Here is a 12,161-nt window from a genome sequence, read left to right on the forward strand (position 1 = left end):
ATCTTCTATGAGAAAAATACTTATTCCGTTATTGGCAATGGCTCTAGTAACCAGTTGTGGAACGGCAAAAATATCTGACGGGAATGCTTCACATCCTGTTTCAACAAAACATAACAAAGCATTTAACAATGCCTATAAAGAGATTAATGCAGAGGATTTAAAGAAAAACCTGTACGTCATTGCTGCAGACGATATGGAAGGGCGTGACACCGGAAGCAAAGGACAGAAAAAAGCGGGTGAGTATATTGTTAATTATTATAAAAATCTGGGTATTTCAGGGCCTAAAACATTAAATTCATACTATCAGAAAGTACCTTCCGAATTCATGAAGAAAAGAGGAGGCGGCAACCTTCCGGATTCTGAAAATATTCTGGCTTTCATTGAAGGAAGCGAAAAACCGGAAGAGATTGTGGTGGTTTCTGCACATTATGATCATGTAGGAACAAAAAATGGAGTAGTGTACAACGGAGCAGACGATGACGGAAGTGGAACTGTAGCTGTAATGGAAATTGCCAAAGCATTCCAGCAGGCTAAAAAAGCAGGAAAGGGTCCTAAAAGATCCATTCTGTTTCTGCATGTTACAGGAGAGGAACATGGGCTGTTTGGTTCAGAATATTATTCCGAAAACCCTGTTTTCCCATTAGCCAATACAATTGTTGACCTTAATATTGATATGATCGGACGTGATGATCCTGCCAACAGAGGAAAGCAATATGTCTATGTGATTGGTTCTGAAATGTTGAGTTCTCAGCTCAAAGTAATCAACGAAGCGGCAAACAAAAGAACCAACAATCTGGAACTCAATTATAAATACGATGATTTGAATGATCCTGAACAATTGTATTACCGTTCAGACCACTATAATTTTGCCAAGCATAATATTCCTGTAGCATTCTTCTTTGATGGTATTCATGAAGATTATCACAAACCAGGGGATGATCCGGAAAAGATTGATTATCCGTTGTTGGAGAAAAGAACCCAGCTTATTTTTACAACGGCCTGGGATATCGCCAACAGGGAAGAAAGAATTGTGGTTGACAAAAAATAAACACCAGTTTTAATTCGGATTGGTTCTTACCCTTGTCAAGGTTTTAAACCTTGACAAGGGTAAATAATTACCATCCCGCTTGAAAAAACCGGAAACCCCTTGAAAAATAGAAAAACTATGACCCCAAAACTGAAATCCATCAGACCTTTTATCGGAGCACAAAACTTTGAGATCAGCAGAAATTTTTATAAAGATCTGGGTTTTGAAGAAGTTGTTCTGGAGCCCAAATTATCACTTTTTATACGTGAAGAAATTGGCTTTTATCTTCAGGATTATTACGCAAAAGATTGGGTGGACAATACCATGATCTTTATGGAAGTTGCCAATACCGATGAATTCTGGAAAGAACTGCTGTCTTTAGGCCTTACAGACAAATATCAACATGTAAAATTGACTCCGGTAAGAGTCATGGACTGGGGAAAGGAGTGTTTTGTACACGATCCGTCTGGGATATTGTGGCATTTCGGTGAGTTTTTTTAAGAGAGAAATATGATTTACGCATTCGATACCTACTATTATGAGGATTATGCCAATACCGTGTGTATTGCATTTGAAGACTGGACTTCGGAAAAAGAAGTGGAAGTCTTTATAGAACAGATTCCTGTGAGTTCAGAATATGAAAGCGGAGCCTTTTACAAAAGAGAATTGCCCTGCATTGTAAGTCTTCTGAAGAAAATAACATTAAAACCGGAAGATATTATCATTGTCGATGGATATGTCACTTTGGATAATGACGGGAAAATTGGTCTTGGTGGACACCTTTACGACGAATTGGAAGAAAAATATCCTATTGTTGGGATTGCAAAAAATGAATTTACAACACCGGATTCCCAGCGAAGAAGTGTTTTCCGTGGAGAAAGTAAAACGCCACTTTTTGTAACAGCGAAAGGAATAGATGTAGATGAAGTTCAATTAAAAGTAGAACAGATGCATGGCGATTACAGAATGCCCACACTGCTAAAAAAACTTGATCAGCTAAGCAGAGCATAAACAATAGAATCTTACCAGAGCAGTAAGATTTTTTTTATCTTATTAATATACCGATTGGTATATTTTGATTATCTTTGTGAGATTCCTTTGTCAATATAAAAAGGATTTTTTTTAATTAAAAATATACTGATCGGTATATTGTAAAAAATAAAATCTATGAAAGAAGTATTTATAGTAGCAGCAAAACGAACTCCGGTAGGAGGTTTTATGGGAAGTCTGTCCGGATTTACAGCGCCTCAATTGGGAGCTCTTGCCATTCAGAATGCTTATGAAAGTATTGGGCTTTCTCCTGAGCACATTGATAGTGTGTATATGGGAAATGTACTAAGTGCCGGATTGGGACAGTCTCCTGCAAGGCAGTCATCAATTTTTGCTAAAATTCCCATAGATAAGGATGCAACAACAGTTAATAAAGTCTGTGCATCCGGAATGAAAGCGGCAATGATTGGAGCTCAGCAGATCCAGCTTGGACTGGATCATATTGTTATGACAGGAGGAATGGAAAGCATGAGCAATGTTCCGCATTATGTCAAAATCCGACAAGGAACAAAGCTGGGAGATACCACTCTTACTGATGGATTGATCAAAGATGGATTATGGGATGTTTACAATGATTTTCACATGGGAAGTGCAGCCGAACTGGGCGTTAAAAAATATGGACTTACCAGACATGAGCTTGATGAGTATGCGTTGTTTTCCTATCATAGAGCTCAGGAAGCGGCTAAAAATGGCAAGTTTGCAAATGAATTAATCCCAATATCGATTGAAAGCAAAAAAGGAACTACAATTGTTGATAAAGACGAAGATATTGATAAACTGATCCCAGAGAAAATTTCCCTGTTGAAACCAGCATTTGAAGCAGACGGAACACTTACAGCAGCCAATTCCAGCAATCTGAATGATGGGGCTGCAGCCTTATTATTAGCATCCTCTGAAGCTATAGAGCTGCATAATTTAAAACCACTGGCAAGAATAATAGCCTATGCAGATGCCGCTCAGGCACCGGAATGGTTTACCACTTCACCTTCCATTGCTATTCAGAAACTGTTGAAACAAACCGGTCTTAGTCTGTCTGATATCGACTTTTTCGAGATTAATGAAGCGTACTCTTCTGTTATTTTATCCAATCAGAAAATCCTTGGGTACGATGTGAATAAAGTAAATGTTTATGGAGGAGCAGTGGCATTGGGGCATCCGATCGGAGCTTCAGGAGCACGAATTATGACTACTTTGGTGAATGTTTTACGCCAGGAAAAAGGCAAGTATGGAATTGCTGCTATCTGTAATGGAGGAGGAGGTGCTTCCGCAGTTCTTATCGAAAATATAGGCTAAAAGGGATAAATTACCTTAGATTTCAATTATTCTAATAAAAAGATCTTTCTTAAAGTTAAATTTGAGAAGGTTCTTTTCCGTTGGTAACAGATTGATTATCCATTGATCAAACAGAATATTCAATGAATGCAGGCGAAAGATAAATGCTTTATTTTTATTAAACTGACAAATATCATTGTGTTGTTATTTTTATTCATTCTAAATAAATATAAATTTGTCCCAAGAAATTTAACAAAGAAAATGAAAAAAATAACTACTCTTTCTGGTATTGTACTTGCCTCGCTGATGAATGCGCAGCTGCAATATTGTATGCCAACCTTTCAGTATGGAGCTGACAGCAACATGATCAGTAATGTTACTTTCGGAAATATTAATAATTCATCATCTGTTCAGTCTGGAAATGCACAAATTTATGAGAACTTTACTGCCATCTCCACAGATCTGCAGTCGGGAAGCTCTTACCCGATATCCGTGAAAGGTCCGTCCAGTACATTTCCAAGCGATGTAGTTGTTTTTATAGACTTTAATCAGAATGGTAATTTTGATGATGCCGGAGAAAGTTTTTATATCGGAAGGCTTGAAGCGGCTAATCCAGCCAATGCTTTTACCATCAGCAATACCATCATGATTCCTGCCAATGCAGCCAGTGGAAGTACAAGAATGAGAGTTCTTAAAAATACCAATGTTCAGGCCTATTCAAATCCTGCAGCTGCTAATTCTATCAGTTCAGCTTGTGACAGCGGTTTAAGAGCAGGGCAGACGGAAGATTATACGGTTAATATCATAGGAAATACAGCGAGTTTCCCGGCTCCTTACTGTGGAACTGAAAATATTACAAGTTTGACCGTAAGTGAGATCAGTACAGTAGAATTTGCCGGAGTTGTTAGAAACAGTGCACTTGACGGGAATTCTGATGTTCTTGAAAACTTTACAGCAACCGTTTTCAATGTGAACCGTGGAAATAGCTATCCTATAAGCGTTACAGGAGGTACACATGGCCAAACTACCGTATCAGCTTATGCTTATATTGATTTTAACCATAATAATCAGTTTGATGCTGATGAGCAATTTAATCTGGGCTATCTGGATAATTCCAATCCGGTTTCCGGTCATGAATCTGGGGTTACAGCGGGCAATATTACTATTCCGGCAGGAGCGCAGCTGGGAGAAACCCGTTTCAGACTGGTAAAAGCATATGAATCCAGTTCATGGATGGGATCTTTGAAGAATCTTCCCTGTCCTGCAGGTTGGTTTATCGGCCAGGCAGAGGATTATACTTTAAATATTCAGCCTGAGAGTCTTTCAACCATTGAAGTTTCCAAAGAGGCATCAGCCCAGGTGAAAATATATCCGAATCCTACATCAGGTTCAGTGACAATCAAGATGAAAGAAGGATTGGAGAAATATGAAATTTATAACATATCCGGACAAAAGATGCTGGAAGGGAATTCTATGACGGTTTCCATGGATAGTTTTGTTCCGGGAACCTATCTGATTAAACTTCAGACCAAAAATCAAAAAACAGTCACAGAAAAGATTATTAAAAAATAGACACATCATATCTAAATCATATCCATATCAATTTTTGTTTTTTAATCGACAGGTCCTTTACCTGTCGGTTTTTTATTTTAAAGAACTTTAGAATATCTGTATGTAAGAGACTTTTTTATTGCAGACTCTCTGATCGGCAATAATATTCAGTTTTCGAAAGATGCCAGGCTGAGTACTTTTTCCATAAAAAAGGAAGCGGCAACTATGATTATCACAAGTTGTTTATGATTGAAATTAATGTGGAAATGCTAAATAGTTTTAAATTATATTGTTAAAGTCATATGGTTAATGCTGTTTTTGATCTATGATGTCAATTTTCAAGGCTTTAGTTCTTTAAAATGACTTTTTATAATGGATTTATTTTTGCTTTAGAATTTATAAAAACCTTCCAAGATCCTCTGTTTTGTGCTATATTTACGCTTCAAATAAAAGGATAAATACCGTAATGACTGATAATAAATTATCTCTAAGCACTTTAGAAAGCTGGCTTTGGGATTCCGCAAATATATTGAGAGGAAGCATTGACTCTTCAGATTTTAAAAATTACATTTTTGGGTTATTATTCTTAAAACGTTCCAATGATGTATTTGAAGAAGAGGTTGAAAACATCATGACTCGTGATGGTGTTTCTCGTGAGGAAGCAGAAGAAGGAACTTATTTCCAAATGCCAATCGAATCTCGTTGGGAAACCATCAAAAAAGAAACAGAGAATATTGGTATTGCTTTAGATAAAGCTTTTGCAGGGATTGAGCGTGAAAATACTTCTCTGGAAGGTGTAATGACTGCCACCAAATTTGGTGATAAAGAAAAGTTATCTGATGAATTATTACAACGTCTTTTAAGGCACTTTAATCAGTATTCGCTTAGAAATTCTAACCTGGAATCAAATGATTTATTAGGCGATGCTTATGAGTATTTGATTAAAATGTTTGCTGATGATGCAGGTAAAAAGGGAGGGGAATTCTATACACCCCGTGGTGTGGTGCAATTGATTGTACAACTTATAAAACCGGAACCCAAACAAAAAATTTACGACCCCACTTGTGGCTCAGGGGGTATGTTGATTGAATCAGCCCGTTATATTGCCGAACAACCCAACGGAAAAATAGAGAACAATATCAACGTATCTTTGTATGGGCAAGAGAAAAACTTGGGTACATGGGCTATTGGCAAATTGAATATGCTGCTTCATAATTTTATGGATACTGATATTCGAAAAGGAGACACATTAATCACGCCCCAGCACAAGAACGAAAATAACGAGTTGGATTTATTTGACCGTGTGATTGCTAATCCTCCTTTTTCTATGGATGGATGGTGGACACCTGCTGAAAACTCGATTGAGGTAAAATTGGATAAGAACGGTAAAGAGAAAAAAGTAACCCCTAATTACGCCAAAGCAGTAACAGACCCATACGGACGTTTCCAATTTGGAATACCCCCAAGAGGTTATGCCGATTTAGCTTTTTTACAACACATGATAGCGGTTTTAAAACAAGACGGAAAAGCGGGTGTTGTCTTACCACATGGTACTTTGTTTAGAAGCGGAAGCGAAGGGACTATTCGTAAAGCATTACTTGAAGCTGACTTGGTAGAAGGAATTGTAGGGTTGCCAAGTGCATTGTTCTACAACACAGGAATACCTGCCTCAATTTGGATTATTAATAAAAATAAAACCGAAGCCCAAAAAGGGAAAGTAACCATTATTGATGCCAGCAGTGATTACAAAGAAGGAAAAAACCAAAACGAATTATTATCTGAACACATCACTAAGATCGTAAAAGCTTACGATGGCGGTACCGATGTAGAAAAATACATGCGTATTGTACCTATTTCAGAATTAGCTGAAAATGATTATAACCTGAACATTTCTCGCTTTATTGATACATCAGAAGATGAAATTGAAGTGGATATTAAAGCAGTACATATCAAGCTGGATGAATTGGAACAACGTGAAAAGGAAATTGATAAAAGATTGGCTGGATTTTTAAAAGAGTTGGGAGTATGATAGATGGATATAAAGAATCCCCATTAGGAAAGATTCCAAAGAATTGGGAAATAGTCTCAGTAAAAGAGATTACAAAAGAACATAAACAGGGATTTTATACTAAAGATAGTTACACTAATGATGGAATTAGGTTAGCTCGGATAACGGATTTAAATAATCCTAAAGTTGTTTTTTCAGAAATGCCTATGTTAAACATTTCTGATTCTGATTATCAAAATTATAAAATTGAAAAAGGAGATTTTTTATTCGCAAGAAGCGGGGCAATAGGAAGATATGGAATTGTTGAAGATGAAGAATATCCAGCTGTTTTTGCTTCATATTTAATAAGATTTAGGTTTAACAATAATATAGTGAATCGCTATTTTGGATATTTCTTTGAATCATATTTGTGTAATAATCAACTTCGAGGTATTACTCAAGGAAATGCAAATGTTAACATAAATGCTGAAAACATAAAATCACTAAAGTTTCCACTTGCACCATTTGGTGAACAACAAAAAATTGCCGAAATATTAATCACTGTAGATGATAAAATTGAGGTTATAGACCAACAAATTACCGAAACCCAAGAACTCAAAAAAGGCTTAATGCAACGTTTGTTAACCAAAGGCATAGGACATACAGAGTTTAAGGATTCTCCTTTGGGGATGATTCCTGAGAGTTGGGAGGTTGTGAAACTTTCAGATGTCTGCCATAAAATTGGTGACGGAATTCACTCAACACCAAAATACGTTGATAATTCAGAATATTACTTTGTTAATGGAAATAATTTAATAAATGGCACACTGACAGTATCCGAAAAAACCAAATGCGTTAGCAAAGATGAATATGAGAAATTAAGAATACATCTTAATTTAAATTCGATACTGATGTCAATTAATGGAACTATTGGAAATCTTGCTCTATATAAAAATGAGGAAGTGGTATTTGGGAAAAGTGCTTCATATATATCCGCAAAAGAAGATAGGTTACATTATTTGTTTCTTTATTATTATCTTCAACACTCAAATACTAAGAAATATTTTTATGATGAGTTAACTGGGTCTACAATTAAAAATTTATCTCTTAAAACAATTAGAAATACGCCAACCATTCTTCCATCAAAGACTGAACAAGAGAAGATAGCAAATACTCTAAGTTTAGTAGATGAAAAATTAAAAGTATTATTAGAAAAGAAAGCCCATTACCAAGAACTCAAACAAGGCCTAATGCAACAATTATTAACAGGAAAAATTAGGGTGAAAGTTTAGCTGGAAAATTACCAAGCGATATGAAATAAAAACGCTGATTGCTACTTTAGCGTCAAACCTTTTTTAGTTTCAGAAAAATTGTAGAATGTACACAATAAAAGATCTATGAATAACAAACCGGAGTATATTTATAGCGAGTTGCCAGCCATAGCATTGTTCCAAGAAATGGGCTACCATTATTTTAATGGGGAGCAGCATCAGGAACGCAATGATATCACCGAGGTAATTCTAAAAAAAAGATTATTAGACGCTATTAAACGCATCAATCCTTGGATAAACGACAATAATCTTAATAAAGCCTATGCGCTCATTACAACGGTTACGGGAACTTCATTAATGGAGATTAACCAGAAGGTCTGGGAACTGATGAGAGGAGGAACCTATACCGTCAAACAAATTATTGATGGCGTAGAAGGGTTTCATGCAGTACATTTCATCGATTATGAAAATATAGAAAACAATGACTTTTTGGTGGTGAGTCAAATGAAATTCCATGGAAGGTTTCAGCACTCTATTCCGGATTTAGTTATTTACATCAATGGTTTGCCTATTGGGATCATAGAATGTAAATCTCCAAATGCTCCAACAGCTTGGGACTCTGCTTACGGAGACTTAAAATATTATCAGGAAAACTCAGAGAAACTGTTTCATTTCAACCAGATATGTGCAGGGATTTGGAAAGCTGGTGGGAGATATGGGGCGATCAATTCGCCGCAACAGTTTTATTCTGTTTTTAAGACCAATAAAGAGGATGCTGATATTTTGGCTCTTGCCAAAACAGAACAAGATAAACTGCTCATCGCCCTTTTCAAGAAAGAACGCGTGTTGGAGATTATCCGTCATTTTGTTTTATTTGAATTGGAGAATGGGATTACCATAAAAAAACTACCACGATACCAACAAATAAGAGCCACTAATAAAACAATAGAACGCCTGCAAGCTGGAGAAGGTGGTGTTGTTTGGCACACGCAAGGTTCTGGTAAATCTTTAACGATGGCTTATGTCACCCGAAAATTACAGGCCCCGGAATATGGCTTTGATAATCCCACGGTGATGATAATGACCGATAGAAAAGATTTGGATCTGCAAATCACTAAGACATTGCAAAGTGTGGGATTCAGGAATGTAAAGCAAGCTTCCTCAGTAGTACATTTAGACAAATTGCTTCGCAATGATTACGGAGGAATAATTACGACCACGATACAAAAATTTCAGGAAACAGATAAAGAAGCAACAGACTCTACCGACCAAACCGAGCTAGAAGAGCGGGGTAATTTGATCATTGAAAAACATATAAAAGACAAAACGCTTGTCAAGATTACCAAAGAGCTGCAAAAAGGGAAGTGGATAGAAATTGATCGTATTGAAATAGAATTAGAAGAGCTTTCGAGAAAAGAGAATCTTTATATTTTAGTAGATGAAGCCCATCGTAGTCACTATGGTTTTTTAGCTTCCTTCATGAGAACGGTATTGCCCAACGCTAAGTTTATAGCTTTTACAGGAACTCCAATCTCTAAAGAAGATAAATCGACTTTAGGAGAATTCTATGGAGGAGAATATATTGATGTTTATACCATTACAGAATCTGTTGCTGATGGAGCTACTGTTGAGTTATTGTATGATGAAGGGATCTGCAAGTTGGATGTTAAAAAAGAAGCTATTGATGAAGAATTTGAAGTGAAGTTTGGCGATGCATCTGAAGAAAAAAAAGATAAACTAAAACGAGAAGCTCTTAAAAAATACCAATTATCAGCAGAACGGATTGATGATATTTCCAGACATTTAATTGACCATTTCAGGGATAAAATTTTTCCAGATGGTCATAAAGCCATGTTAGTATGTAGCGGAAGAGAATCAGCCATTAAATACCAGCAAACCTTACACAGACTCAAAGAAGAAGGCTATCATAGTTTTGATTCCAAAGTAGTGGTAAGTATGAGTTCACCAAAAACGGATGCCATTGCTAAAGATTACTATGAAACCTTAGAATGGAACAGGAATAATCCTGCTCATAAAAAACCAATATACGTTGTACCGCCCGAAAACATCAAAAATGCTACGGAGGATTTTAAACTACCTTTTGGAAACGAAGAAGAAACCGAAAAAACTGGCAAGAAAAAATTTGACAATACAGCGATTATGATCGTTTCAGATATGTTGCTAACAGGTTGGGATGCTCCTATTGCGTCCTGTTTGTATTTGGATAAACCTTTGAAGGAACACAACCTTCTTCAAGCCATTGCCAGAGTGAACCGTTCCAGAAAGGGGAAAAATGCAGGTTTTATTGTAGATTATAACGGAATCACGGCATATTTAATTCAAGCGTTAGAAATCTTTTCTGGTGACATAAGACCTGATGATATTTTGAAGAATATCAATGAAGAATTTCCAAAGTTAGAAATGAATCATACCAAATTAGTTGATTTCTTTAAACCATTGAAAATTGATAGAAAATACGAAAGAGAAGACTATATTGATTTAGCAGTACGTTATATTGAACCCATCAATATACGGGACGATTTCAAATCTTTATTGAAAGACTTTAACAAATCAATCAATATTGTCTTGCCAAATACCAAAGCTTTGAAGTATCAAAGTGACTTTAAGTTATTTAATGAAATTAAAATAAGAGCTAAAAATACATTTCCTGATGATGATGAATTGAAAATCAGTAAGGACGAAAGTAAAATGCTCCAAATGATGATTGACGAACATCTAAAATCAAACGGAGTTCATAGTTTATTATCTGAACCAATTTCCATCATAGACAAAAATAAATTTAAGGAGGAAATCATGAACGCATCACCGGCAACCAAGGAATTAAAGATGCGAAATAACTTGAAGCACGTCATTAAAGTTGGATTAGATAAGAATCCTGATTTTTACAAACCATTGGCTCAAAGGCTAGATGAACTGTTGAAGCAAAAAGAAGCCCAGCGAATTGATGAAGCTCAATTACTTCTGGCTTACACCACAATTCAAGATGAAATTATCAACGAACAAAAAGAAGGTGAGCAAAAAGGCTTTGTGACAGAACGGGAACGGGCTGTTTATAACTCGATGAAAACGCTTTTTGATGGTACTGCCGACGATGCAACCAAAACATTGTTTGATCTTATCAGCGGCGAGCTGAGTATTGTATCTTGGGAGAGTAAAGGTCAAGTTCAAAAAGATATTGAAAATAAGATAATACGATTTTTGAGTACTAAGTTGGAGCGGTCAGAAGCTAAGGCTAAAGCAAAAGAAATGGTTGATGTTTTAAAGAAGAATAAAGATGTATAGTGTACAATATGGAAATAAAACCATTGAGTATTCAATCATGGAAAAAGATGGTCTTCAATCGCATTATATTAGCGTAGAAAAAGACGTTGGTGTTACGCTCAAAGGTAAAGCCATTTCAATTGAGCAAGCTGATAAATTAATACTAAGAAAAGCCAAATGGATTTTAGATAAATTAGATTTGGTAAGCTCCATTAATGAAGGTGAAATTGTTACTGGTTCCAGAATTCAATATCTGGGAAGAAAGTATTATGTTGAGATCATTATTGAAAATGAAAGCCATCAGATTAGAATTGATTTTACAGAATCTAAATTCAAGATTACATTGCCGGATCACTTGAATACTCAAGAAAATTTACGCCAGGCAGTTGAAAACTACTACAGATTAAAAGCACAGGAAAAAATAGAACCTATTTTAAGAAAGAAATCCAGAACGATAGGGTTACAATACAAAAATGTCAAGTTTATGAAGCTTGAAAAACGATGGGGAAGCTGTACACCGTCGAATACCATAATAATAAATTTTCATGCAGTTAAACTTCCATTTTCATTAATAGAATATTTGGTAGTTCATGAGCTTGTTCATACCAAAGTAAAAAGCCATTCAAAAGAATTTTGGGCAGAATTATCTAAACATATTTTCAATTGGAAAGAGCTGGATGCTAAAATGTATGAGATGAAGTTGTAGAATATAATGTTCGGA

Annotated in this window: 9 protein-coding genes; all 9 read left to right on the top strand. The window is 35.9% G+C overall.

Going from position 1 to position 12,161, the window contains the following annotated elements; all coding sequences use genetic code 11:
- The first annotated feature begins 7 nt into the window (after window positions 1-7).
- Window positions 8-1,048, top strand: a complete 1,041-nt coding sequence (locus ACKTTZ_RS19145; RefSeq protein WP_407846359.1) for a M28 family metallopeptidase — start codon at window positions 8-10, stop codon at window positions 1,046-1,048.
- A 117-nt stretch (window positions 1,049-1,165) separates the two neighbouring features.
- On the top strand, window positions 1,166-1,528 hold the full coding sequence (locus ACKTTZ_RS19150; protein ID WP_407846360.1) for a glyoxalase: 363 nt from the start codon (window positions 1,166-1,168) through the stop codon (window positions 1,526-1,528).
- Window positions 1,529-1,537: 9 nt separating this feature from the next.
- Window positions 1,538-2,038: an endonuclease V gene (locus ACKTTZ_RS19155; RefSeq protein ID WP_407846361.1), complete on the top strand. Its 501-nt coding sequence runs from the start codon at window positions 1,538-1,540 to the stop codon at window positions 2,036-2,038.
- A 156-nt stretch (window positions 2,039-2,194) separates the two neighbouring features.
- Window positions 2,195-3,370 carry an acetyl-CoA C-acyltransferase gene (locus ACKTTZ_RS19160; protein ID WP_407846362.1) on the top strand — a complete coding sequence of 392 codons (1,176 nt, stop codon included), beginning with the start codon at window positions 2,195-2,197 and terminating at the stop codon, window positions 3,368-3,370.
- A 240-nt stretch (window positions 3,371-3,610) separates the two neighbouring features.
- Complete coding sequence (locus tag ACKTTZ_RS19165) at window positions 3,611-4,921, top strand: T9SS type A sorting domain-containing protein (RefSeq protein WP_407846363.1); 1,311 nt, start codon at window positions 3,611-3,613, stop codon at window positions 4,919-4,921.
- A gap of 445 nt (window positions 4,922-5,366) precedes the next feature.
- Window positions 5,367-6,929, top strand: a complete 1,563-nt coding sequence (locus tag ACKTTZ_RS19170; protein ID WP_407846364.1) for an N-6 DNA methylase — start codon at window positions 5,367-5,369, stop codon at window positions 6,927-6,929.
- The gene (locus ACKTTZ_RS19175; protein WP_407846365.1) at window positions 6,926-8,179 is read left to right on the top strand and encodes a restriction endonuclease subunit S; all 1,254 of its coding nucleotides are present in this window, start codon (window positions 6,926-6,928) and stop codon (window positions 8,177-8,179) included. The genes ACKTTZ_RS19170 and ACKTTZ_RS19175 overlap by 4 nt, the downstream gene beginning before the upstream one ends.
- Before the next feature lie 105 nt (window positions 8,180-8,284).
- Window positions 8,285-11,461 carry a type I restriction endonuclease subunit R gene (locus ACKTTZ_RS19180; RefSeq protein WP_407846366.1) on the top strand — a complete coding sequence of 1,059 codons (3,177 nt, stop codon included), beginning with the start codon at window positions 8,285-8,287 and terminating at the stop codon, window positions 11,459-11,461.
- A gap of 37 nt (window positions 11,462-11,498) precedes the next feature.
- Complete coding sequence (locus ACKTTZ_RS19185; protein ID WP_253317605.1) at window positions 11,499-12,146, top strand: M48 family metallopeptidase; 648 nt, start codon at window positions 11,499-11,501, stop codon at window positions 12,144-12,146.
- The last annotated feature ends 15 nt before the right edge of the window (window positions 12,147-12,161 follow it).

The sequence above is a fragment of the Chryseobacterium sp. KCF3-3 genome (genome assembly GCF_045865955.1).
In the GTDB taxonomy this organism is placed as follows: domain Bacteria; phylum Bacteroidota; class Bacteroidia; order Flavobacteriales; family Weeksellaceae; genus Chryseobacterium.

What these genes read in the sequence shown, in the direction of transcription:
- ACKTTZ_RS19145 (WP_407846359.1), top strand. Translation starts at nt 8, where the DNA reads ATGAGAAAAATACTTATTCCGTTATTGGCAATGGCTCTAGTAACCAGT.
- ACKTTZ_RS19150 (WP_407846360.1), top strand. Translation starts at nt 1,166, where the DNA reads ATGACCCCAAAACTGAAATCCATCAGACCTTTTATCGGAGCACAAAAC.
- ACKTTZ_RS19155 (WP_407846361.1), top strand. Translation starts at nt 1,538, where the DNA reads ATGATTTACGCATTCGATACCTACTATTATGAGGATTATGCCAATACC.
- ACKTTZ_RS19160 (WP_407846362.1), top strand. Translation starts at nt 2,195, where the DNA reads ATGAAAGAAGTATTTATAGTAGCAGCAAAACGAACTCCGGTAGGAGGT.
- ACKTTZ_RS19165 (WP_407846363.1), top strand. Translation starts at nt 3,611, where the DNA reads ATGAAAAAAATAACTACTCTTTCTGGTATTGTACTTGCCTCGCTGATG.
- ACKTTZ_RS19170 (WP_407846364.1), top strand. Translation starts at nt 5,367, where the DNA reads ATGACTGATAATAAATTATCTCTAAGCACTTTAGAAAGCTGGCTTTGG.
- ACKTTZ_RS19175 (WP_407846365.1), top strand. Translation starts at nt 6,926, where the DNA reads ATGATAGATGGATATAAAGAATCCCCATTAGGAAAGATTCCAAAGAAT.
- ACKTTZ_RS19180 (WP_407846366.1), top strand. Translation starts at nt 8,285, where the DNA reads ATGAATAACAAACCGGAGTATATTTATAGCGAGTTGCCAGCCATAGCA.
- ACKTTZ_RS19185 (WP_253317605.1), top strand. Translation starts at nt 11,499, where the DNA reads ATGGAAAAAGATGGTCTTCAATCGCATTATATTAGCGTAGAAAAAGAC.